The organism is Escherichia sp. Lx600-2, assembly GCF_036662595.1.
GTDB lineage: Bacteria > Pseudomonadota > Gammaproteobacteria > Enterobacterales > Enterobacteriaceae > Escherichia > Escherichia coli.
Map to the genome: position 1 here is coordinate 72,093 of NZ_JAYQWM010000004.1, position 21,174 is coordinate 93,266.

General features: G+C 51.7%; 25 protein-coding genes. 16 read left to right on the top strand and 9 right to left on the bottom strand.

Annotated elements, in window-relative coordinates; all coding sequences use genetic code 11:
• Nucleotides 1-4: 4 nt before the first annotated feature.
• Genes lptA through OQV04_RS02400 form a run of 5 tightly spaced genes read right to left on the bottom strand, consistent with a single transcriptional unit; the run spans nt 5 to nt 3,667 of the window.
• Entirely contained in the window at nt 5-562 is a 558-nt protein-coding gene (gene lptA / locus OQV04_RS02380) for a lipopolysaccharide ABC transporter substrate-binding protein LptA (protein ID WP_000669785.1), read from the bottom strand.
• Nucleotides 531-1,106 carry an LPS export ABC transporter periplasmic protein LptC gene (gene lptC / locus OQV04_RS02385; protein ID WP_000030537.1) on the bottom strand — a complete coding sequence of 192 codons (576 nt, stop codon included), beginning with the start codon at nt 1,104-1,106 and terminating at the stop codon, nt 531-533. Before lptC ends, lptA begins: the two co-directional genes overlap by 32 nt.
• The gene (gene kdsC, locus OQV04_RS02390) at nt 1,103-1,669 is read right to left on the bottom strand and encodes a 3-deoxy-manno-octulosonate-8-phosphatase KdsC (protein WP_000030005.1); all 567 of its coding nucleotides are present in this window, start codon (nt 1,667-1,669) and stop codon (nt 1,103-1,105) included. The genes lptC and kdsC overlap by 4 nt, the downstream gene beginning before the upstream one ends.
• 20 nt (nt 1,670-1,689) lie before the next feature.
• Nucleotides 1,690-2,676, bottom strand: a complete 987-nt coding sequence (gene kdsD / locus OQV04_RS02395) for an arabinose-5-phosphate isomerase KdsD (RefSeq protein WP_032281662.1) — start codon at nt 2,674-2,676, stop codon at nt 1,690-1,692.
• A 13-nt stretch (nt 2,677-2,689) separates the two neighbouring features.
• Nucleotides 2,690-3,667, bottom strand: coding sequence for a calcium/sodium antiporter (locus tag OQV04_RS02400; protein ID WP_000922872.1), 978 nt, complete (start codon nt 3,665-3,667; stop codon nt 2,690-2,692).
• A 209-nt stretch (nt 3,668-3,876) separates the two neighbouring features.
• Here OQV04_RS02400 and mlaF point away from each other — a divergent pair, with 209 nt between their 5' ends.
• The 7 genes from mlaF (at nt 3,877) to murA (ending at nt 8,707) form a co-directional block, all read left to right on the top strand.
• Complete coding sequence (gene mlaF, locus OQV04_RS02405) at nt 3,877-4,686, top strand: phospholipid ABC transporter ATP-binding protein MlaF (RefSeq protein ID WP_000438244.1); 810 nt, start codon at nt 3,877-3,879, stop codon at nt 4,684-4,686.
• A gap of 7 nt (nt 4,687-4,693) precedes the next feature.
• Entirely contained in the window at nt 4,694-5,476 is a 783-nt protein-coding gene (mlaE, locus tag OQV04_RS02410) for a lipid asymmetry maintenance ABC transporter permease subunit MlaE (protein WP_000925795.1), read from the top strand.
• Nucleotides 5,477-5,480: 4 nt separating this feature from the next.
• Complete coding sequence (gene mlaD / locus OQV04_RS02415) at nt 5,481-6,032, top strand: outer membrane lipid asymmetry maintenance protein MlaD (protein ID WP_001296448.1); 552 nt, start codon at nt 5,481-5,483, stop codon at nt 6,030-6,032.
• Between the two features lie 18 nt (nt 6,033-6,050).
• Complete coding sequence (mlaC, locus tag OQV04_RS02420) at nt 6,051-6,686, top strand: phospholipid-binding protein MlaC (RefSeq protein ID WP_000476484.1); 636 nt, start codon at nt 6,051-6,053, stop codon at nt 6,684-6,686.
• The gene (gene mlaB, locus OQV04_RS02425) at nt 6,686-6,979 is read left to right on the top strand and encodes a lipid asymmetry maintenance protein MlaB (protein WP_000004488.1); all 294 of its coding nucleotides are present in this window, start codon (nt 6,686-6,688) and stop codon (nt 6,977-6,979) included. The genes mlaC and mlaB overlap by 1 nt, the downstream gene beginning before the upstream one ends.
• A gap of 159 nt (nt 6,980-7,138) precedes the next feature.
• A complete protein-coding gene (ibaG, locus tag OQV04_RS02430) occupies nt 7,139-7,393 on the top strand; it encodes a BolA family iron metabolism protein IbaG (protein ID WP_000429656.1) in 255 nt (84 codons plus the stop codon).
• Nucleotides 7,394-7,447: 54 nt separating this feature from the next.
• Nucleotides 7,448-8,707, top strand: coding sequence for a UDP-N-acetylglucosamine 1-carboxyvinyltransferase (gene murA / locus OQV04_RS02435; RefSeq protein ID WP_032281661.1), 1,260 nt, complete (start codon nt 7,448-7,450; stop codon nt 8,705-8,707).
• A gap of 47 nt (nt 8,708-8,754) precedes the next feature.
• On the opposite strand, the gene sfsB is transcribed toward murA, so the two are convergent.
• Nucleotides 8,755-9,033, bottom strand: a complete 279-nt coding sequence (sfsB, locus tag OQV04_RS02440) for a DNA-binding transcriptional regulator SfsB (RefSeq protein WP_032281660.1) — start codon at nt 9,031-9,033, stop codon at nt 8,755-8,757.
• A 227-nt stretch (nt 9,034-9,260) separates the two neighbouring features.
• Complete coding sequence (gene ispB, locus OQV04_RS02445; RefSeq protein WP_001047336.1) at nt 9,261-10,232, bottom strand: octaprenyl diphosphate synthase; 972 nt, start codon at nt 10,230-10,232, stop codon at nt 9,261-9,263.
• Nucleotides 10,233-10,490: 258 nt separating this feature from the next.
• Here ispB and rplU point away from each other — a divergent pair, with 258 nt between their 5' ends.
• From rplU to cgtA, 4 genes are all read left to right on the top strand, one after another.
• A complete protein-coding gene (gene rplU, locus OQV04_RS02450) occupies nt 10,491-10,802 on the top strand; it encodes a 50S ribosomal protein L21 (protein WP_000271401.1) in 312 nt (103 codons plus the stop codon).
• 20 nt (nt 10,803-10,822) lie between these two features.
• Nucleotides 10,823-11,080 carry a 50S ribosomal protein L27 gene (gene rpmA, locus OQV04_RS02455; protein WP_000940595.1) on the top strand — a complete coding sequence of 86 codons (258 nt, stop codon included), beginning with the start codon at nt 10,823-10,825 and terminating at the stop codon, nt 11,078-11,080.
• 126 nt (nt 11,081-11,206) lie between these two features.
• A complete protein-coding gene (locus OQV04_RS02460) occupies nt 11,207-12,172 on the top strand; it encodes a DMT family transporter (protein WP_000813037.1) in 966 nt (321 codons plus the stop codon).
• Between the two features lie 15 nt (nt 12,173-12,187).
• Entirely contained in the window at nt 12,188-13,360 is a 1,173-nt protein-coding gene (gene cgtA, locus OQV04_RS02465) for an Obg family GTPase CgtA (protein ID WP_000673561.1), read from the top strand.
• A 39-nt stretch (nt 13,361-13,399) separates the two neighbouring features.
• On the opposite strand, the gene dacB is transcribed toward cgtA, so the two are convergent.
• Complete coding sequence (gene dacB, locus OQV04_RS02470) at nt 13,400-14,833, bottom strand: serine-type D-Ala-D-Ala carboxypeptidase (RefSeq protein ID WP_032281659.1); 1,434 nt, start codon at nt 14,831-14,833, stop codon at nt 13,400-13,402.
• Between the two features lie 247 nt (nt 14,834-15,080).
• Between dacB and greA the strand changes: the two genes are divergently transcribed.
• The gene (gene greA / locus OQV04_RS02475) at nt 15,081-15,557 is read left to right on the top strand and encodes a transcription elongation factor GreA (protein ID WP_001148001.1); all 477 of its coding nucleotides are present in this window, start codon (nt 15,081-15,083) and stop codon (nt 15,555-15,557) included.
• Between the two features lie 155 nt (nt 15,558-15,712).
• On the opposite strand, the gene yhbY is transcribed toward greA, so the two are convergent.
• On the bottom strand, nt 15,713-16,006 hold the full coding sequence (gene yhbY, locus OQV04_RS02480) for a ribosome assembly RNA-binding protein YhbY (RefSeq protein ID WP_001054420.1): 294 nt from the start codon (nt 16,004-16,006) through the stop codon (nt 15,713-15,715).
• A gap of 125 nt (nt 16,007-16,131) precedes the next feature.
• On the opposite strand from yhbY, the gene rlmE reads away from it, so the two are divergent.
• From rlmE to glmM, 4 genes are all read left to right on the top strand, one after another.
• Entirely contained in the window at nt 16,132-16,761 is a 630-nt protein-coding gene (gene rlmE / locus OQV04_RS02485) for a 23S rRNA (uridine(2552)-2'-O)-methyltransferase RlmE (RefSeq protein WP_000145975.1), read from the top strand.
• A gap of 99 nt (nt 16,762-16,860) precedes the next feature.
• Nucleotides 16,861-18,795, top strand: coding sequence for an ATP-dependent zinc metalloprotease FtsH (gene ftsH, locus OQV04_RS02490; protein WP_001107467.1), 1,935 nt, complete (start codon nt 16,861-16,863; stop codon nt 18,793-18,795).
• A gap of 89 nt (nt 18,796-18,884) precedes the next feature.
• Nucleotides 18,885-19,733, top strand: a complete 849-nt coding sequence (gene folP / locus OQV04_RS02495; RefSeq protein WP_000764731.1) for a dihydropteroate synthase — start codon at nt 18,885-18,887, stop codon at nt 19,731-19,733.
• Entirely contained in the window at nt 19,726-21,063 is a 1,338-nt protein-coding gene (gene glmM / locus OQV04_RS02500; RefSeq protein ID WP_032281658.1) for a phosphoglucosamine mutase, read from the top strand. Before folP ends, glmM begins: the two co-directional genes overlap by 8 nt.
• Nucleotides 21,064-21,174: the final 111 nt, after the last annotated feature.

The following is a 21,174-nucleotide window of genomic DNA, read 5'->3' on the forward strand; positions in this document are numbered from 1 at the left end:
CGAATTAATTACCCTTCTTCTGTGCCGGGGTCTGGCCTTTGTTGTTTTTGTCCTGCAGCTGCGACGGCACCAGAACGGTGGTTACGCGCTTGCCTTTGTCGCTGAAAGCCTGCATTTTCTGCTCTTTTACCAGGTAAGTGATCTTATCGCCCTTAATGTTGCTATCGACCTGCTGCAGATAAGCATTACCCGTCAGAACGACAAAATCTTTTGCCAGTTCGTAGTGCATCTGGGAAGCGTGACCTTCAACGGGTTTACCGTTGTCCTGCATCTGGTAGAACGTTGCCGGTTTACCGTAGCCGTCAATCACTTCTTTACCTTGTTCGCCACCCGGACGGGTAACGACCACTTTGTCGGCATTAATTTTTATGGTGCCCTGGGTGACGATGACATTACCGGTAAAGGTAACCACGTTGCCTTGCATATCAAGAGATTGCTGGTCCGATTCAATGTGGATCGGCTGATCAGTGTCTCCGGTTACGGCAAATGCCGGAATGCTGGCGGCCAGAAGTGAGCTGGCAAGCACAAGATTAAGGCTGAGTTTGTTTGTTTTGAATTTCATAGGATGTTCTAACCTTTTCAATCAGCTCGGCGTTCTTGCTGCGTAAGTTGCCGCGCATTTTCAGACCGCTGGAGTTAAATGTTGTTCCGTATAACGTGACGAGGTCTTCAGAGGTAACATCCTGCGTCACCAGATTGATCTGCGCGTTATCCGTCGTGATTCTGCGAAGTTGAGAGTCCGGCACGAGTGCGTTGACTTCAACGTGTCCATATAAATAGAGCATCCGGTCATTGGTCAGCTTGGCTTTATCTGCTTTTACGGACCATGTCGGGATTTTATCCTTATCAAACGTGGTAAGTACCGGCTGCGTAAACCACGAAACGGCCTGATCGGAATAATATTCAACGTGTTGAGCAATCAATCGATAGCTTAGCGCCCCTTCTGGGTTATAGACGAGCGTGTCCGTATGCTCGCTTTTATAGGTGGGATCATTGTTGTTGACGACCACCTGGGCGGTATCGTCTTTTTCGGCCATATTAATGCCGATCATCACCAGAACCGCCAGTGATAGCACAATGATAACCCAACGTCTGGCTTTACTCATATCGATTGCCCTTTGGCTTCATCCAGTTTGCCCTGCGCCAGGAGTAATAAGTCGCAAACTTCGCGCACTGCGCCACGACCGCCAGCAATGCGCGTCACGTAATCGGCGCGCGGGATCAACAGTGGATGCGCATCGGCCACGGCGACGCTTAAACCTACTTTTTCCATTACCGGCCAGTCGATGAGATCATCGCCGACATAAGCCACATTTTCCGGGGCAATCGCCAATTTTTCCAGCAGATCGCTAAAGGCGATCAGTTTGTTTGACTGCCCCTGATACAAGTGAGTGATCCCCAATGTGGCACAACGATCTTCTACCAGTTTAGCCTTTCGCCCGGTAATGATAGCGACTTCAATATCAGAGGTGAGCGCACAACGAATGCCATAACCGTCACGAACATTGAACGCTTTCAGCTCTTCGCCGTTATTGCCCATATAAATCAGGCCATCTGACAGTACGCCATCAACGTCGAGGATTAGCAGACGAATGTTCTCTGCTTTTGCTATAACGTCGGCGCTGACAGGGCCGTAACAGGTCGCAAGCGACGCACCTGCTTTGCTCATTGTTGTTTATCCTTGAATCTTTACACTACGCCTGCACGCAGTAAATCATGCATATGTAACACACCGAGTAAATGGTCGCCATCGGCAACCATCACGGAGGTGATATGGCGGGACTGCATTAAGTTCAGTGCCTCAACGGCCAGAATGCCAGGGCGCACGCGTATTCCCCCCGGCGTCATCACATCGGCAATACTTAACTGACGAACATCCACGCCCATATCGAAGACACGGCGTAAATCACCGTCGGTAAAGATGCCTTCAATCATCATATTGTCATCGCAAATGACAGTCATACCAAGATTTTTGCGGGTAACTTCCAGTAACGCGTCACGCAGACTGGCCGTTTTCTTAACATGCGGGATCTCATCGCCCGTATGCATAATATCGTTTACGCGCAGCAGAAGTTTACGACCCAGTACGCCGCCTGGGTGTGAGAGCGCAAAATCTTCAGCAGTAAAGCCGCGTGCTTTTAACAGCGCGACAGCGAGGGCATCGCCCATAACCAGCGTGGCGGTGGTGCTGCTGGTCGGTGCCAGCCCTAACGGACAGGCTTCTTTCGCTACTTTAACACACAGATGCACATCTGCGGCGCGCGCCATGCTGCTCTCCGGGCGACCGGTGATGCAGATTAACGGTACGTGAAGACGCTTAAGCACTGGAATTAAGGCAGTGATTTCGCTGGATTCACCTGAGTTAGAGATAGCAATCACCACATCCTGTGGGGTGACCATGCCTAAATCACCATGCGCGGCTTCACCAGGATGGACGAAAAATGAAGGTGTACCGGTGCTGGCAAACGTTGCGGCCATTTTGCGCCCGATGTGCCCCGATTTCCCCATCCCCATGACGACAACTTTCCCTTTACACCAGAACATCTTTTCACAGGCAAGCGTGAAATTCTGATTGATGTATTGATCAAGCTCCGCCAGGCATTCACGTTCAATCGCCAGGACTTCTTTACCTGCTTGCTGAAAGTCAAAACCCGGTTGTAACTCTACGTGCGACATAATGCGTTTCCAGTTATTCAACGAGTATTGGCGATAACCAGTACAACATCGCCAGCCATACGATAAATCCGCCAGTTAATAATACCCCTACACCACGGCCCGGTTGCGGGGAGCGCCGCCAGCACAGCAACGCAAAAATAATGCTCACCAGCAACATCACGCTGTAGTCACGACTGTACGCCAGTGGATCAATCTCTCCTGGCGTTATCAGCGCGGGTAAACCCAACACGATGACAATATTAAAAATGTTTGCGCCAATGATATTTCCGACAGCAATGTCGTTTTCACCTTTGCGAACCCCCGCTATTGCGGTTGCCAGTTCCGGCAGGCTGGTTCCGATAGCAATTGCCGTCAGCCCCATCGTCAACTCGCTGATGGCAAAGTAATTCGCCAGCACCGTGGCGTTATCAACCACCATCCGCGTGGCCACTGGCATGATGATAAGCGCAATGCCGAGCCATAAAAACGCGACGGGCAATCCGCCGTCACGCGGCAGCTCTGCAAGCTGCTCTCTGGTCAGGCTGTCAGTCCCCTGACGTTCAGCCTGACGTGCAAGTTTAACAATGAACAGCAGCCATAGCACAGCCAGAAAGAGGAGAAAGATACCATCGCTGCGACTAAGTTGTCCGTCATAGAGTACGGAACCGGCCACCACGCTGACCAACAACATTAAGGGTAATTCACGGCGTAGAACATCAGAATGGACGGTAAAAGGACGAACCAGCGCAGCCAGACCGAGGATCAGCAATATATTGATAATGTTTGAGCCGAGGGCTGTACCAACGGCTAAATCGCGTTGTTCGTGCAGAGACGCGGCAAGCGAGACGATGATTTCTGGTAACGATGTACCAATACTGACCACCGTCATGCCGATGATCAGCGGCGGGATGCCAAAGGTTCGGCAAAGAATAGACGCGGCAAAAACCAGGCGGTCGGCACTGTAAACGACCAAAAGTAAACCAACAATTAACAGTGCCGTAGCTAAAAGCATCTAACGTCCTTTCTTCAGGTATACTCGCCGGTCCGCTGAAGATTTTCAGAAAGCCGTAACGGATTCTTAATTTTGACTTTATGCGGCTAAAAAGTAAAACAAATGCCAGCTTTCGCTAACCACGGCGGGTAATATTCTGTAAATATGTTGGGTTCAAGGTTAAATTGAGCGCCATGCTTAGAAAATCAACGCAAGACGAAGGGTGAATTATGGAGCAGTCTGTGGCGAATTTAGTCGATATGCGCGATGTCAGTTTTACGCGTGGCAATCGCTGCATCTTCGATAATATTTCCCTGACCGTGCCGCGAGGGAAGATCACGGCGATCATGGGGCCATCGGGCATCGGTAAAACGACGCTACTCCGTCTGATTGGCGGGCAAATCGCACCAGATCATGGTGAGATCCTTTTCGATGGTGAGAATATTCCGGCGATGTCTCGTTCGCGCCTGTATACAGTGCGCAAACGGATGAGCATGTTATTTCAGTCCGGGGCGTTGTTTACTGATATGAACGTATTTGACAACGTCGCCTATCCACTGCGCGAACATACCCAACTTCCCGCGCCATTGTTGCATAGTACGGTGATGATGAAGCTGGAGGCCGTGGGGCTGCGTGGAGCGGCTAAACTAATGCCTTCTGAACTTTCCGGTGGGATGGCGCGGCGTGCAGCGCTGGCGCGTGCGATTGCGCTGGAGCCGGATCTCATCATGTTTGATGAGCCCTTTGTTGGGCAAGATCCCATTACCATGGGCGTACTGGTGAAGCTGATTTCTGAGCTGAACAGCGCGCTGGGCGTGACTTGTGTGGTGGTTTCTCACGATGTGCCGGAAGTGTTAAGTATTGCGGATCACGCCTGGATCCTGGCGGACAAAAAAATTGTCGCTCATGGCAGTGCCAAGGCGTTGCAGGCGAATCCTGATCCGCGCGTACGTCAGTTTCTGGACGGGATAGCTGACGGGCCTGTTCCGTTCCGCTATCCTGCCGGCGATTATCACGCTGATCTTTTACCAGGGAGTTAAGCCACTCATGCTGTTAAATGCGCTGGCGTCGCTCGGACATAAAGGGATTAAAACCCTGAGAACGTTCGGGCGGGCCGGGTTAATGTTATTCAATGCGCTGGTCGGCAAACCGGAATTTCGTAAACATGCGCCGCTGCTGGTGCGCCAGCTCTATAATGTCGGCGTCCTGTCGATGCTGATTATTGTAGTTTCTGGCGTGTTCATCGGAATGGTGTTGGGGCTGCAAGGTTATCTGGTTCTGACCACTTATAGTGCGGAAACCAGTCTGGGTATGCTGGTGGCGTTATCGCTACTGCGTGAACTGGGGCCGGTGGTTGCCGCGCTGTTGTTTGCCGGGCGTGCTGGTTCGGCGTTAACCGCAGAAATCGGCCTGATGCGCGCTACAGAGCAACTCTCCAGTATGGAGATGATGGCGGTGGATCCGCTGCGTCGGGTTATTTCTCCCCGTTTCTGGGCTGGGGTTATTTCATTACCACTGTTGACGGTTATCTTCGTCGCCGTGGGGATCTGGGGCGGATCGCTGGTCGGCGTCAGTTGGAAAGGCATTGATAGCGGGTTCTTCTGGTCGGCAATGCAAAATGCCGTCGACTGGCGTATGGATCTGGTCAACTGTCTGATTAAGAGCGTGGTGTTCGCCATCACGGTGACGTGGATTTCGTTGTTTAACGGCTACGACGCCATCCCGACGTCTGCCGGGATTAGCCGGGCAACCACTCGCACCGTTGTCCACTCGTCTCTGGCTGTTCTGGGGCTGGATTTTGTGCTGACCGCATTGATGTTTGGGAATTGAGTTCATGCAAACGAAAAAAAATGAAATTTGGGTGGGTATCTTTTTATTAGCAGCACTGCTGGCGGCGCTGTTTGTTTGCCTGAAGGCGGCGAACGTGACGTCAATACGTACTGAACCGACCTACACGCTTTATGCGACGTTCGATAACATTGGCGGCCTGAAAGCGCGCTCTCCGGTCAGCATTGGTGGCGTTGTTGTGGGCCGGGTGGCGGATATTACGCTGGACCCGAAAACCTATCTGCCGCGCGTAACGCTGGAAATTGAACAACGTTATAACCACATTCCTGATACCAGTTCGCTGAGCATTCGTACTTCCGGCCTGCTGGGGGAACAATATCTGGCATTAAACGTCGGTTTTGAAGACCCGGAACTGGGGACTGCTATCCTGAAGGATGGCGATACAATTCAGGACACCAAGTCTGCGATGGTGCTGGAAGATCTCATTGGTCAGTTCCTTTACGGTAGTAAAGGCGATGACAATAAGAATAGTGGCGATGCGCCAGCTGCTGCGCCAGGTAATAATGAAACCACTGAACCTGTGGGTACAACGAAATAATTTCAGGAGAACCGACGCATGTTTAAACGTTTAATGATGGTCGCTTTGCTGGTGATTGCACCGCTGAGTGCGGCAACCGCGGCAGACCAAACCAATCCGTATAAGCTGATGGACGAGGCGGCGCAGAAAACGTTCGATCGCCTGAAGAATGAGCAACCGCAAATTCGGGCCAACCCGGATTATCTGCGTACCATTGTTGATCAGGAACTGCTGCCATACGTACAGGTGAAATACGCCGGTGCGCTGGTGCTGGGCCAGTATTACAAGAGTGCGACCCCAGCTCAACGTGATGCTTACTTTGCCGCTTTCCGTGAGTACCTGAAGCAGGCTTACGGTCAGGCGCTGGCGATGTATCACGGTCAAACCTATCAGATTGCGCCAGAACAGCCGCTGGGCGATAAAACCATTGTGCCTATTCGCGTTACCATTATTGACCCGAATGGCCGCCCGCCGGTGCGTCTGGACTTCCAGTGGCGTAAAAACTCCCAGACGGGCAACTGGCAGGCTTACGACATGATTGCTGAAGGCGTCAGTATGATCACTACCAAACAAAACGAGTGGGGAACGCTGCTGCGTACCAAAGGTATCGACGGCCTGACTGCGCAACTGAAATCGATTTCTCAACAGAAAATCACTCTGGAAGAGAAAAAATAATGAGCGAGTCACTGAGCTGGATGCAGACGGGTGACACGCTGGCGTTATCCGGAGAGCTGGATCAGGACGTTCTGCTACCGCTTTGGGAAATGCGTGAGGAAGCGGTGAAGGGGATTACCTGCATCGATCTTAGCCGTGTGTCCCGCGTGGATACGGGTGGACTGGCACTGCTGCTCCATCTTATCGATCTGGCGAAAAAGCAGGGCAACAACGTGACGCTTCAGGGGGTAAACGACAAAGTGTATACCCTGGCGAAATTGTATAATTTGCCTGCTGATGTTCTGCCTCGTTAAATTTTTTCAGGCCGGATATGGCGTTAACCGCCTGTCCGGCAAACCTGCCTGCAAGTCGAGCCTTGTCTGATTTATCAGCGAGGCTTTTTGCTTATTTATGCCAGCGCAGCTTTGCTCTAAGATGTTTCGCTGGTTTATTAACTGATGATTGAAGATCCCATGGAAAATAATGAAATTCAGAGCGTGTTGATGAACGCTCTCTCCCTCCAGGAAGTCCACGTTTCCGGCGATGGCAGCCACTTTCAGGTTATTGCCGTGGGTGAGTTGTTTGACGGCATGAGTCGGGTTAAAAAACAGCAGACGGTCTATGGTCCGCTGATGGAATATATTGCGGATAACCGCATTCATGCTGTGTCGATCAAAGCGTATACCCCTGCGGAGTGGGCGCGCGATCGCAAACTGAACGGCTTTTGAGCTATGGGCGATTCGCCGGTAGCGGATATGAATTGTTAACTGAGAACAAACTAAATGGATAAATTTCGTGTTCAGGGGCCAACGACGCTCCAGGGCGAAGTCACAATTTCCGGCGCTAAAAATGCTGCTCTGCCTATCCTTTTTGCCGCTCTACTGGCGGAAGAACCGGTAGAGATCCAGAACGTCCCGAAACTGAAAGACGTCGATACATCAATGAAGCTGCTAAGCCAGCTGGGTGCGAAAGTAGAACGTAATGGTTCTGTGCATATTGATGCCCGCGACGTTAATGTATTCTGCGCACCTTACGATCTGGTTAAAACCATGCGTGCTTCTATCTGGGCACTGGGGCCGCTGGTAGCGCGCTTTGGTCAGGGGCAAGTTTCACTACCTGGCGGTTGTACGATCGGTGCGCGTCCGGTTGATCTACACATTTCTGGCCTCGAACAATTAGGCGCGACCATCAAACTGGAAGAAGGTTACGTTAAAGCTTCCGTCGATGGTCGTCTGAAAGGCGCACATATCGTGATGGATAAAGTCAGCGTTGGCGCAACGGTGACCATCATGTGTGCTGCAACCCTGGCGGAAGGCACCACGATTATTGAAAACGCAGCGCGTGAACCGGAAATCGTCGATACCGCGAACTTCCTGATTACGCTGGGTGCGAAAATTAGCGGTCAGGGCACCGATCGTATCGTCATCGAAGGTGTGGAACGTTTAGGCGGCGGTGTCTATCGCGTGCTGCCGGATCGTATCGAAACCGGTACTTTCCTGGTGGCGGCGGCGATCTCTCGCGGCAAAATTATCTGCCGTAACGCGCAGCCAGATACTCTCGACGCCGTGCTGGCGAAACTGCGTGACGCTGGAGCGGACATCGAAGTCGGCGAAGACTGGATTAGCCTGGATATGCATGGCAAACGTCCGAAGGCTGTTAACGTACGTACCGCGCCACATCCGGCATTCCCGACCGATATGCAGGCCCAGTTCACGCTGTTGAACCTGGTGGCAGAAGGGACCGGATTCATCACCGAAACGGTCTTTGAAAACCGCTTTATGCATGTGCCAGAGCTGAGCCGTATGGGCGCACACGCCGAAATCGAAAGCAATACCGTTATTTGTCACGGTGTTGAAAAACTTTCTGGCGCACAGGTTATGGCAACCGATCTGCGTGCATCAGCAAGCCTGGTGCTGGCTGGCTGTATTGCGGAAGGGACGACGGTGGTTGATCGTATTTATCACATCGATCGTGGCTACGAACGCATTGAAGACAAACTGCGCGCTTTAGGTGCAAATATTGAGCGTGTGAAAGGCGAGTAATCGTCTGAGAGCTGGCAGCCCCGTTCGCGGGGCTACCGCCAGACCACTCATTTTTTCGGTTTAGTGTAGCTACGCATCAACTGCGTTCTGTCGATAAACTCATGGGTCTGCGGATCATCGTAGCGTGATGGCCATATAACCCAGGGGTCAGTTCCCAGGGCTTTCGCAATAATCATCTCTCCTTTCGGCCATGGGCGCGATAATGCGTTCGCCAGCGTTGAGGAACTCAAACCATTTCTGCGAGACTCCGCCGCCATTGACGTTCCCTTCTTGCGCAAACCCGCAATGATGTCAGCGGGATGCCAGTCAATGAAATTACTTTCCATCTTTCCTCACTCCTTAAGTTAGTCGCTTTCATTCAGAACACTTCTTCTGTCGAGCATCACTATACTCCTGATGGCCGATTGCTCTAAAAAGTTCCTGTAAAGAGTGTGAATATTCAGAATATATAAAGATGTATACACTGGTTTTTCAGGCATTATTACGCTGAATAAGTATTCTTATGGAGTTTACTGGAATCATCCCGCGCACTGCGCGGGATGAGGGGAGGGGATTAACGATCGCGTTGAACAGCGATGTGCGCGAGGCCGATGAGTGCCTCTCGCCAAGGGGTGTCCGGGAGCACCTGTAACGCTGCGATGGCTTTGTCTGCTTCTTCCTCGGCGCGCTGACGCGTCCATTCAAGAGATCCACAAGCGTTCATTGCTTCCAGAACCGGTTCCAGAAGATGGCGACCGTTACCCTGTTCGATGGCGGTACGGATCATCTGTGCCTGTTCTGGTGTGCCATGATGCATCGCATGCAGCAGCGGCAGCGTCGGTTTACCTTCGTTCAGATCGTCGCCGACGTTTTTACCTAACTGTTCGCCATCGGCATTGTAATCGAGTAAATCGTCGATCAACTGGAAAGCAGTGCCGAGATAGCGCCCATAATCCTGCAGGCCTTTCTCCTCCTCCGGCGTACAGCCAGCCAGAATCCCGGAACACTGCGCGGCAGCCTCAAACAGACGCGCGGTTTTGCTATAGATAACGCGCATGTAGTTTTCTTCAGTGATGTCCGGATCGTTAACGTTCATCAGTTGCAGAACTTCACCTTCTGCGATGACGTTTACGGCTTCTGACATGACTTCCAGCACTTTGAGCGAACCGAGGCTGGTCATCATCTGGAACGCGCGGGTATAAATAAAATCGCCTACCAGCACGCTGGCGGCATTGCCAAATGCGGCGTTGGCGGTAGCTTTACCCCTGCGCATATCTGATTCATCCACAACGTCGTCGTGTAGCAGAGTCGCCGTGTGGATAAACTCGATCAGGGCAGCAATGGTGACATGCGCATTTCCCTCATAGCCAACAGCTCGTGCAGCCAGTACAGCAATCATCGGACGAATACGTTTACCGCCGCCGCTGACGATGTAATAGCCTAACTGATTGATCAGTTGGACGTCGGAATTAAGCTGCTCAAGGATTGCCGCATTAACACCCGCCATATCTTGCGCGGTTAACTCATTGATTTTTTCTAAATTCATCGCAAAAGCCGGGCTTTTCGCCCCGATTACCTTACTGTGAACAAAGGCAACTTAGGGTTTATGGTTAGGAATATAGGGTGATTGTACTGAAAAAATGGCACAGATAAACGTTACCGTACAAGTTGTGTTTTTTTTCTTCGTGTATTGACTGTAGCACTTGTCAAAGGCGTGCGTTTTGCGTAATATTCGCGCCCTATTGTGAATATTTATAGCGCACTCTGAATCATTGAAAAGGTGTGCGCGGAAGCGGAGTTTTATATGTACGCGGTTTTCCAAAGTGGTGGTAAACAACACCGAGTAAGCGAAGGTCAGACCGTTCGCCTGGAAAAGCTGGACATCGCAACTGGCGAAACTGTTGAGTTCGCTGAAGTGCTGATGATCGCAAACGGTGAAGAAGTCAAAATCGGCGTTCCTTTCGTTGATGGCGGCGTAATCAAAGCTGAAGTTGTTGCTCACGGTCGTGGCGAGAAAGTTAAAATCGTTAAGTTTCGTCGTCGTAAACACTATCGTAAGCAGCAGGGCCATCGTCAGTGGTTCACTGATGTGAAAATTACTGGCATCAGCGCCTAAGACCTGAGGAGAGATTTCAAATGGCACATAAAAAGGCTGGCGGCTCCACACGTAACGGTCGCGATTCAGAAGCTAAACGCCTGGGCGTTAAGCGTTTCGGTGGCGAATCCGTTCTGGCGGGTAGCATCATCGTTCGTCAACGTGGTACCAAATTCCACGCTGGCGCTAACGTAGGTTGCGGTCGTGACCACACTCTGTTTGCTAAAGCAGACGGTAAAGTGAAATTCGAAGTTAAAGGCCCGAAAAACCGTAAATTTATCAGCATCGAAGCTGAATAAGTTTTTCGCGTCCCGGTAACGGATGAAAGCCCCGCAACACGTTGCGGGGCTTTTTACATTCGATAACCGGTAAAAATGCGCATGGTGCGACGTTAATCCGCAAATGCGCTTTGCAGGGAATACGGTATGAAGCAGCAGGCAGGCATTGGCATTCTTTTGGCGCTCACCACAGCAATTTGCTGGGGGGCGTTGCCAATTGCAATGAAGCAGGTGCTGGAGGTGATGGAACCTCCGACAATCGTGTTTTACCGTTTCTTGATGGCGAGTATTGGCCTTGGTGCCATTCTTGCGGTGAAGAAGAGGTTGCCGCCATTACGCGTGTTTCGTAAGCCACGCTGGTTGATTTTGTTGGCAGTGGCGACCGCCGGGCTGTTTGGGAACTTCATCCTGTTCAGCTCATCCTTGCAATACCTGAGTCCGACCGCTTCGCAGGTGATTGGGCAACTCTCGCCAGTTGGCATGATGGTTGCCAGCGTATTTATCCTGAAAGAGAAAATGCGCAGCACTCAGGTTGTAGGGGCATTGATGCTCCTGAGCGGCCTGGTGATGTTTTTTAACACCAGTCTGGTCGAGATATTTACCAAGCTCACCGATTACACCTGGGGAGTAATCTTTGGGGTCGGTGCGGCGACGGTGTGGGTGAGTTATGGCGTGGCGCAAAAGGTTTTATTGCGTCGGTTGGCCTCACCGCAGATCCTGTTTTTACTGTACACTTTATGTACAATTGCGCTCTTCCCTCTGGCAAAGCCTGGAGTGATAGCGCAGCTTAGCCACTGGCAGCTCGCATGTTTAATTTTTTGCGGACTGAATACCTTGGTAGGATATGGCGCCCTGGCGGAAGCGATGGCTCGCTGGCAGGCAGCGCAGGTGAGCGCGATCATCACGCTCACCCCACTGTTTACGCTGTTTTTTTCAGATCTTTTATCACTGGCCTGGCCCGATTTCTTCGCCAGACCGATGTTAAACCTTTTAGGTTATCTCGGTGCGTTTGTCGTGGTTGCGGGCGCGATGTATTCCGCCATTGGTCATCGTATTTGGGGCGGATTACGTAAGCATACAACGGTGGTATCGCAACCCCGCGCAGGCGAATGATTTACGGAGAATAAAATGAAGTTTGTTGATGAAGCATCGATTCTGGTCGTTGCAGGTGATGGCGGTAATGGTTGCGTGAGCTTCCGCCGCGAAAAGTATATTCCGAAAGGCGGCCCGGATGGCGGCGACGGCGGTGATGGTGGTGACGTATGGATGGAAGCCGACGAGAACCTGAACACGCTTATCGATTATCGTTTTGAAAAATCTTTCCGTGCAGAGCGCGGTCAGAATGGCGCAAGCCGCGACTGTACCGGTAAGCGCGGTAAAGACGTCACAATTAAAGTGCCGGTAGGTACGCGTGTAATCGACCAGGGTACTGGTGAAACCATGGGCGATATGACCAAACACGGTCAGCGTCTGCTGGTTGCTAAGGGCGGCTGGCACGGTCTGGGCAATACCCGTTTCAAATCGTCAGTTAACCGTACACCACGGCAGAAAACTAACGGTACGCCGGGCGATAAGCGTGAGCTGCTGCTGGAGCTGATGCTGCTGGCTGACGTCGGTATGTTGGGGATGCCAAACGCCGGTAAATCGACCTTTATTCGTGCGGTATCGGCGGCTAAACCGAAAGTGGCGGATTATCCGTTTACCACTCTGGTGCCAAGTCTGGGTGTGGTACGAATGGACAACGAAAAGAGCTTCGTTGTTGCCGATATTCCAGGACTGATTGAAGGCGCTGCGGAAGGCGCAGGTCTGGGCATTCGCTTCCTGAAGCACCTGGAACGTTGCCGCGTCCTGTTGCACCTCATCGATATCGATCCGATTGACGGCACCGATCCGGTTGAAAACGCGCGTATTATTATCAGCGAGCTGGAAAAATACAGCCAGGATCTGGCGGCGAAACCGCGTTGGTTAGTCTTCAACAAGATCGATCTGCTGGATAAGGCAGAAGCCGAAGAGAAAGCGAAAGCGATCGCTGAGGCGCTGGGCTGGGAAGATAAATATTATCTGATCTCTGCGGCGAGTGGACTGGGCGTGAAAGATCTCTGCTGGGATGTGATGACCTTTATCATTGAAAACCCGGTCGTGCAGGCTGAAGAAGCGAAACAGCCAGAGAAAGTCGAATTCATGTGGGATGATTATCATCGCCAGCAGCTTGAAGAGATTGCTGAAGAGGATGATGAGGACTGGGATGACGACTGGGACGAAGACGACGAAGAAGGCGTTGAGTTCATTTACAAGCGTTAATCAGCAAAACCCCGGCCATGTGCCGGGGGTTCTTTTTGACTAATTGTTCTGATAAATATCTTTATACAAACGGCTTTCAAAACGCACTAACGGAATACGGCGATTACGCTGATCCGCCGGTTCTACTGCATAGCCAGAAAGATATTGTACAAACGCCATTCGTTGCCCGCTCGCTGTGGTAATGAATCCCGCCAGGTTATATACCCCCTGCAACGAACCGGTTTTCGCTGAGACTTTTCCATCCACGCCCGCCTGATGCAGACCTGCACGGTACTGCAAAGAGCCGTCATAGCCCGCTAGCGGCAGCATGGAGATAAAGTTAAGTTCATTGTCGTGTTGGGCAATGTATTGCAGCACCTGCATCATGGTGGCGGGGGCAATCAGGTTATGCCGCGAAAGCCCTGAACCATCGGCAATAATGGTGTTTCCAATATCGACACCGGCTTGCTGGCGCAGGATCTGACGCACAGCGTCCGACCCGGTCCGCCATGTTCCAGGCACATTGAAGCGCGCATGGCCTATCATGCGGAAAACCGTATCGGCGATCATGTTGTCCGACTTTTTCAGCATAATCTTAAGCAGATCGTGCAACGGGGCCGACTGTTTACTGGCAACTATCGTTCCAGGTTCGTTAACCTGAGTCTGGCGCAGCAGTGTTCCGCTCCAGGTGATACCTGCCTGTTTTAACTCATCTTTCAGAATTGCCCCGGCATAGCTGGCTCCATCCTGCACGGCAAAAGCCAACGGGAGCGGCTCAGAACGTTGTGGCAGGCATCCCGTCAGCGTAAAGCGGTTCAGGTCGCCTGGTACGACATCCAGTTCGCAGTATTGCGCTTCGGCAGAACCACGGGGGAGGGTGCGTACCTGGCTGAACATCGTAACGGGGTAATAAGATGCCACGCGTATAAAAGCCATATCACCAGGTTTTGGGGCACTGTAGAGCGAGACGGAGAAACAGTTGCGGTCAACTATGGCAGCGGCAGGCGGAGCGCTAAAGCATTGTGTCATGTCATTCCATGGCCAGCCGGGGGCTTTATCGTGGCTGGCGAAAATGGAGGTATCTATCAACACATTGCCATCGATTTGGTTGACGCCAGATTTTTTCACAGTCGCGACCATATTGCGAATATCCTGACGTTTTAACGTCGGATCGGCACCAAATCGCGCCACTAAGTCACCCTTAAGTACGCCGTTTTCCACATTGCCTTTGGTTTCAAGCGTCGTGGTGAAACGAAAATCGGGGCCGAGTTGAATCAACGCCGCCAGCGCAGTAATCACTTTCTGGGTACTGGCGGGCAGCGCCATCTGCTGACTGTGGTAATCAATAGCGGGGGCCGACGCGCCGACTTTTTGCACCATCAGGGCAAGGTTGGCACCAGCGGGGAGTTGAGTAACGTACTCATCAACATTCGCGGCCTGAACACTGAACGCTATACAGCTGGTCAATCCGATGATAAATCTGGAAAATCGCATAATCTCGCGCTAACAACCTGGAATCGAGCCGTCATACTACGGCGCAACGCCCTATAAAGTAAACGATGACCCTTCGGGAACTTCAGGGTAAAATGACTATCAAAATGTGAATTGTAGCTGACCTGGGACTTGTACCCGGGTCGGTATTTTTTTGCTTCTGGTCCCGGTGAGGAGTTATGCCGGGCAGGCCGAACAGCCGGGGTGGGTGAAGACTTGCCCCATCAGGAATATTCAAGAGGTATAACAAATGCAAGCTATTCCGATGACCTTACGCGGCGCTGAAAAATTACGCGAAGAGCTGGATTTTCTGAAATCTGTGCGCCGTCCTGAAATCATTGCTGCTATCGCGGAAGCGCGTGAGCATGGCGACCTGAAAGAAAACGCCGAATACCACGCAGCTCGTGAACAGCAGGGTTTCTGCGAAGGCCGTATTAAAGACATCGAAGCCAAGCTGTCGAACGCGCAGGTGATTGATGTCACCAAAATGCCCAACAATGGGCGCGTTATTTTTGGTGCTACCGTAACGGTGCTGAATCTCGATTCTGACGAAGAACAGACTTATCGCATCGTTGGCGATGACGAAGCTGACTTTAAACAAAACCTGATTTCTGTAAACTCACCTATTGCTCGTGGCCTGATCGGCAAAGAAGAAGATGATGTTGTGGTCATCAAAACGCCGGGCGGCGAAGTAGAATTTGAAGTAATTAAGGTGGAATACCTGTAAGAATTACCCAATACTCAAAATGTTGATGTATTGTAAAGAAAGGAAAAAGGCCGCTATGCGGCCTTTTATCAACGAACAGAGCGTGGCATTTTGCTCTCCTGCCTGCGGAAAACCCCTCGTTTTACACAGCAAATGTGTGTAACTTTAGGATAATCTTAGCGTGGCAGCGAGATTTTACGTTCTTTAGTTGGGCGATAAAGCACCAGCGTTTTACCGATGACCTGTACATTACAGGCGCCGGTTTCGCGCACGATAGCTTCCACGATCAAGGTTTTAGTTTCGCGATCTTCGGTGGCGATTTTCACCTTGATGAGTTCATGGTGCTCTAACGCTTGTTCAATCTCGGCCAGCACCCCTTCGGTCAAACCATTACTGCCAAGCAGAACAACTGGCTTGAGCGGATGTGCCAGACCTTTCAGGTGCTGTTTTTGTTTAGTACTCAGATTCATCGTATTTTTTGCTTACGTTGGGATTGAAAACGGGTCATTCTACCGCCATCTCCCATATATCACCAAATAGGCGCGTAAAAATTTACGCAATTGGTTACGATGAGTTATCCCCATGGGAAAGTTAAATGACAGGTAAGAAGCGTTCTGCCAGCTCCAGCCGCTGGCTTCAGGAACACTTTAGCGATAAATATGTTCAACAGGCACAGAAAAAGGGGTTACGTTCCCGTGCCTGGTTTAAACTTGATGAAATACAGCAAAGTGACAAACTCTTTAAACCGGGAATGACGGTTGTCGACCTTGGTGCTGCTCCGGGTGGTTGGTCACAATATGTGGTCACCCAAATTGGCGGCAAAGGCCGCATCATCGCTTGCGATCTTTTACCTATGGATCCTATCGTTGGTGTGGACTTTCTTCAGGGCGATTTTCGTGATGAACTGGTGATGAAAGCACTGCTGGAGCGCGTTGGCGACAGCAAAGTCCAGGTTGTCATGTCCGATATGGCACCAAACATGAGCGGAACACCGGCGGTGGATATCCCCCGTGCCATGTATCTGGTGGAACTGGCGCTAGAAATGTGTCGTGATGTATTAGCGCCAGGTGGCAGTTTTGTAGTGAAGGTGTTCCAGGGCGAAGGTTTCGATGAGTATCTAAGGGAAATTCGCTCCCTGTTTACGAAGGTCAAAGTTCGTAAGCCGGACTCTTCTCGTGCACGTTCGCGGGAAGTGTATATTGTAGCGACCGGGCGTAAACCCTAACCGGGAGATTTCAGACGAAAGTTTGAAAGATGCTGGATATAGAGTATCCTGACGCTGTTTTTAACACAGTTGTAATAAGAGGTTAATCCCTTGAGTGACATGGCGAAAAACCTAATACTCTGGCTGGTCATTGCCGTTGTGCTGATGTCAGTATTCCAGAGCTTTGGGCCCAGCGAGTCTAATGGCCGTAAGGTGGATTACTCTACCTTCCTACAAGAGGTCAATAACGACCAGGTTCGTGAAGCGCGTATCAACGGACGTGAAATCAACGTTACCAAGAAAGATAGTAACCGTTATACCACTTACATTCCGGTTCAGGATCCGAAATTACTGGATAACCTGTTGACCAAGAACGTCAAGGTTGTCGGTGAACCGCCTGAAGAACCAAGCCTGCTGGCTTCTATCTTCATCTCCTGGTTCCCGATGCTGTTGCTGATTGGTGTCTGGATCTTCTTCATGCGTCAAATGCAGGGCGGCGGTGGCAAAGGTGCCATGTCGTTTGGTAAGAGCAAAGCGCGCATGCTGACGGAAGATCAGATCAAAACGACCTTTGCTGACGTTGCGGGCTGCGACGAAGCAAAAGAAGAAGTTGCTGAACTGGTTGAGTATCTGCGCGAGCCGAGCCGCTTCCAGAAACTCGGCGGTAAGATCCCGAAAGGCGTCCTGATGGTCGGTCCTCCGGGTACCGGTAAAACGCTGCTGGCGAAAGCGATTGCAGGCGAAGCGAAAGTTCCGTTCTTTACTATCTCCGGTTCTGACTTCGTAGAAATGTTCGTCGGTGTGGGTGCATCCCGTGTTCGTGACATGTTCGAACAGGCGAAGAAAGCGGCACCGTGCATCATCTTTATCGATGAAATCGACGCCGTAGGCCGCCAGCGTGGCGCAGGTCTGGGCGGTGGTCACGATGAACGTGAACAGACTCTGAACCAGATGCTGGTTGAGATGGATGGCTTCGAAGGTAACGAAGGTATCATCGTTATCGCCGCGACTAACCGTCCGGACGTTCTCGACCCAGCGCTGCTGCGTCCTGGCCGTTTCGACCGTCAGGTTGTGGTTGGCTTGCCAGATGTTCGCGGTCGTGAGCAGATCCTGAAGGTTCACATGCGTCGCGTACCATTGGCACCCGATATCGACGCGGCAATCATTGCCCGTGGTACTCCTGGTTTCTCCGGTGCTGACCTGGCGAACCTGGTGAACGAAGCGGCACTGTTCGCTGCTCGTGGCAACAAACGCGTTGTGTCGATGGTTGAGTTCGAGAAAGCGAAAGACAAAATCATGATGGGTGCGGAACGTCGCTCCATGGTGATGACGGAAGCGCAGAAAGAATCGACGGCTTACCACGAAGCGGGTCATGCGATTATCGGTCGCCTGGTGCCGGAGCACGATCCGGTGCACAAAGTGACGATTATCCCACGCGGTCGTGCGCTGGGTGTGACTTTCTTCTTGCCTGAGGGCGACGCAATCAGCGCCAGCCGTCAGAAACTGGAAAGCCAGATTTCTACGCTGTACGGTGGTCGTCTGGCAGAAGAGATCATCTACGGGCCGGAACATGTTTCTACCGGTGCGTCCAACGATATTAAAGTTGCGACCAACCTGGCACGTAACATGGTGACTCAGTGGGGCTTCTCTGAGAAATTGGGTCCACTGCTGTACGCGGAAGAAGAAGGTGAAGTGTTCCTCGGCCGTAGCGTAGCGAAAGCGAAACATATGTCCGATGAAACTGCACGTATCATCGACCAGGAAGTGAAAGCACTGATTGAGCGTAACTATAATCGTGCGCGTCAGCTTCTGACCGACAATATGGATATTCTGCATGCGATGAAAGATGCTCTCATGAAATATGAGACTATCGACGCACCGCAGATTGATGACCTGATGGCACGTCGCGATGTACGTCCGCCAGCGGGCTGGGAAGAACCAGGCGCTTCTAACAATTCTGGCGACAATGGTAGTCCAAAGGCTCCTCGTCCGGTTGATGAACCGCGTACGCCGAACCCGGGTAACACCATGTCAGAGCAGTTAGGCGACAAGTAAGTTCCCGCATCAGATGACTGTATTTGTACCGAAAACCCCGGGGCGTGCTCCGGGGTTTTTTCTTATCAATTCATACCAGGGATAACATCATGAAACTCTTTGCCCAGGGTACTTCACTGGACCTTAGCCATCCTCACGTAATGGGGATCCTCAACGTCACGCCTGATTCCTTTTCGGATGGTGGCACGCATAACTCGCTGATAGATGCGGTGAAACATGCGAATCTGATGATCAACGCTGGCGCGACGATCATTGACGTTGGTGGCGAGTCCACGCGGCCAGGGGCGGCGGAAGTTAGCGTTGAAGAAGAGTTGCAACGTGTTATTCCTGTGGTTGAGGCAATTGCTCAACGCTTCGAAGTCTGGATCTCGGTCGATACATCCAAACCAGAAGTCATCCGTGAGTCAGCGAAAGTTGGCGCTCACATTATTAACGATATCCGCTCCCTTTCCGAACCTGGCGCTCTGGAGGCGGCTGCAGAAACCGGTTTACCGGTTTGTCTGATGCATATGCAGGGAAATCCAAAAACCATGCAGGAAGCCCCGAAGTATGACGATGTCTTTGCAGAAGTGAATCGCTACTTTATTGAGCAAATAGCACGTTGCGAGCAGGCGGGTATCGCAAAAGAGAAATTGTTGCTCGACCCCGGATTCGGTTTCGGTAAAAATCTCTCCCATAACTATTCATTACTGGCGCGCCTGGCTGAATTTCACCATTTCAACCTGCCGCTGTTGGTGGGTATGTCACGAAAATCGATGATTGGGCAGCTGCTGAACGTGGGGCCGTCCGAGCGCCTGAGCGGTAGTCTGGCCTGTGCGGTCATTGCCGCAATGCAAGGCGCGCACATTATTCGTGTTCATGACGTCAAAGAAACCGTAGAAGCGATGCGAGTGGTGGAAGCTACTCTGTCTGCAAAGGAAAACAAACGCTATGAGTAATCGTAAATATTTCGGTACCGATGGGATTCGTGGTCGTGTAGGGGATGCGCCGATCACACCTGATTTTGTGCTTAAGCTGGGTTGGGCCGCGGGTAAAGTGCTGGCGCGCCACGGCTCCCGTAAGATTATTATTGGTAAAGATACGCGTATTTCTGGCTATATGCTGGAGTCAGCACTGGAAGCGGGGCTGGCGGCTGCGGGCCTTTCCGCACTCTTCACTGGCCCGATGCCAACACCGGCCGTGGCTTATCTGACGCGTACCTTCCGCGCAGAGGCCGGAATTGTGATATCTGCATCGCATAACCCGTTCTACGATAATGGCATTAAATTCTTTTCTATTGACGGTACTAAGCTGCCGGATGCAGTTGAAGAAGCCATCGAAGCGGAAATGGAAAAGGAGATCAGCTGCGTTGATTCGGCAGAACTGGGTAAAGCCAGCCGTATCGTTGATGCCGCGGGTCGCTATATCGAGTTTTGCAAAGCCACGTTCCCGAACGAACTTAGCCTCAGTGAACTGAAGATTGTGGTGGATTGTGCAAACGGTGCGACTTATCACATCGCGCCGAACGTGCTGCGTGAACTCGGGGCGAACGTTATCGCTATCGGTTGTGAGCCGAACGGTGTAAACATCAATGCCGAAGTGGGGGCTACCGACGTTCGCGCGCTCCAGGCTCGTGTGCTGGCTGAAAAAGCGGATCTCGGTATTGCCTTCGACGGCGACGGCGATCGCGTGATTATGGTTGACCATGAAGGCAATAAAGTCGATGGCGATCAGATCATGTATATCATCGCGCGTGAAGGTCTTCGTCAGGGCCAGCTGCGTGGTGGCGCTGTGGGTACATTGATGAGCAACATGGGGCTTGAACTGGCGCTGAAACAGTTAGGAATTCCATTTGCGCGCGCGAAAGTGGGTGACCGCTACGTACTGGAAAAAATGCAGGAGAAAGGCTGGCGTATCGGTGCAGAGAATTCCGGTCATGTGATCCTGCTGGATGAAACCACTACCGGTGACGGCATCGTTGCTGGTTTGCAGGTGCTGGCGGCGATGGCGCGTAACCATATGAGCCTGCACGACCTTTGCAGCGGCATGAAAATGTTCCCGCAAATCCTGGTAAACGTGCGTTACACCGCAGGTAGCGGCGATCCGCTGGAGCATGAATCAGTCAAAGCGGTGACCGCAGAAGTTGAAGCGGCGCTGGGTAGCCGTGGACGTGTGCTGTTGCGTAAATCCGGCACCGAACCGTTAATTCGCGTGATGGTGGAAGGCGAAGACGAAGCGCAGGTGACTGAATTTGCACACCGCATCGCCGATGCAGTAAAAGCCGTTTAAAGCGTTAGATAACTGGCTAAAAAGGCGGCGATTGTCGCCTTTTTTCTCGGCGAACACATCGGTTTTGCTGTTTTTTTCCGCAGTTGATACAATGCGATAAAATTGCCCTTG

Excerpts from the sequence above, each read along its gene's own strand:
- rplU (WP_000271401.1), top strand. The coding sequence starts at position 10,491 with ATGTACGCGGTTTTCCAAAGTGGTGGTAAACAACACCGAGTAAGCGAA.
- ibaG (WP_000429656.1), top strand. The coding sequence starts at position 7,139 with ATGGAAAATAATGAAATTCAGAGCGTGTTGATGAACGCTCTCTCCCTC.
- folP (WP_000764731.1), top strand. The coding sequence starts at position 18,885 with ATGAAACTCTTTGCCCAGGGTACTTCACTGGACCTTAGCCATCCTCAC.
- cgtA (WP_000673561.1), top strand. The coding sequence starts at position 12,188 with ATGAAGTTTGTTGATGAAGCATCGATTCTGGTCGTTGCAGGTGATGGC.
- rpmA (WP_000940595.1), top strand. The coding sequence starts at position 10,823 with ATGGCACATAAAAAGGCTGGCGGCTCCACACGTAACGGTCGCGATTCA.
- glmM (WP_032281658.1), top strand. The coding sequence starts at position 19,726 with ATGAGTAATCGTAAATATTTCGGTACCGATGGGATTCGTGGTCGTGTA.
- yhbY (WP_001054420.1), bottom strand. The coding sequence starts at position 16,006 with ATGAATCTGAGTACTAAACAAAAACAGCACCTGAAAGGTCTGGCACAT.
- mlaE (WP_000925795.1), top strand. The coding sequence starts at position 4,694 with ATGCTGTTAAATGCGCTGGCGTCGCTCGGACATAAAGGGATTAAAACC.
- mlaD (WP_001296448.1), top strand. The coding sequence starts at position 5,481 with ATGCAAACGAAAAAAAATGAAATTTGGGTGGGTATCTTTTTATTAGCA.
- mlaC (WP_000476484.1), top strand. The coding sequence starts at position 6,051 with ATGTTTAAACGTTTAATGATGGTCGCTTTGCTGGTGATTGCACCGCTG.
- dacB (WP_032281659.1), bottom strand. The coding sequence starts at position 14,833 with ATGCGATTTTCCAGATTTATCATCGGATTGACCAGCTGTATAGCGTTC.
- mlaF (WP_000438244.1), top strand. The coding sequence starts at position 3,877 with ATGGAGCAGTCTGTGGCGAATTTAGTCGATATGCGCGATGTCAGTTTT.
- kdsC (WP_000030005.1), bottom strand. The coding sequence starts at position 1,669 with ATGAGCAAAGCAGGTGCGTCGCTTGCGACCTGTTACGGCCCTGTCAGC.
- kdsD (WP_032281662.1), bottom strand. The coding sequence starts at position 2,676 with ATGTCGCACGTAGAGTTACAACCGGGTTTTGACTTTCAGCAAGCAGGT.
- murA (WP_032281661.1), top strand. The coding sequence starts at position 7,448 with ATGGATAAATTTCGTGTTCAGGGGCCAACGACGCTCCAGGGCGAAGTC.
- ispB (WP_001047336.1), bottom strand. The coding sequence starts at position 10,232 with ATGAATTTAGAAAAAATCAATGAGTTAACCGCGCAAGATATGGCGGGT.
- lptA (WP_000669785.1), bottom strand. The coding sequence starts at position 562 with ATGAAATTCAAAACAAACAAACTCAGCCTTAATCTTGTGCTTGCCAGC.
- sfsB (WP_032281660.1), bottom strand. The coding sequence starts at position 9,033 with ATGGAAAGTAATTTCATTGACTGGCATCCCGCTGACATCATTGCGGGT.
- ftsH (WP_001107467.1), top strand. The coding sequence starts at position 16,861 with ATGGCGAAAAACCTAATACTCTGGCTGGTCATTGCCGTTGTGCTGATG.
- mlaB (WP_000004488.1), top strand. The coding sequence starts at position 6,686 with ATGAGCGAGTCACTGAGCTGGATGCAGACGGGTGACACGCTGGCGTTA.
- OQV04_RS02400 (WP_000922872.1), bottom strand. The coding sequence starts at position 3,667 with ATGCTTTTAGCTACGGCACTGTTAATTGTTGGTTTACTTTTGGTCGTT.
- rlmE (WP_000145975.1), top strand. The coding sequence starts at position 16,132 with ATGACAGGTAAGAAGCGTTCTGCCAGCTCCAGCCGCTGGCTTCAGGAA.
- lptC (WP_000030537.1), bottom strand. The coding sequence starts at position 1,106 with ATGAGTAAAGCCAGACGTTGGGTTATCATTGTGCTATCACTGGCGGTT.
- OQV04_RS02460 (WP_000813037.1), top strand. The coding sequence starts at position 11,207 with ATGAAGCAGCAGGCAGGCATTGGCATTCTTTTGGCGCTCACCACAGCA.
- greA (WP_001148001.1), top strand. The coding sequence starts at position 15,081 with ATGCAAGCTATTCCGATGACCTTACGCGGCGCTGAAAAATTACGCGAA.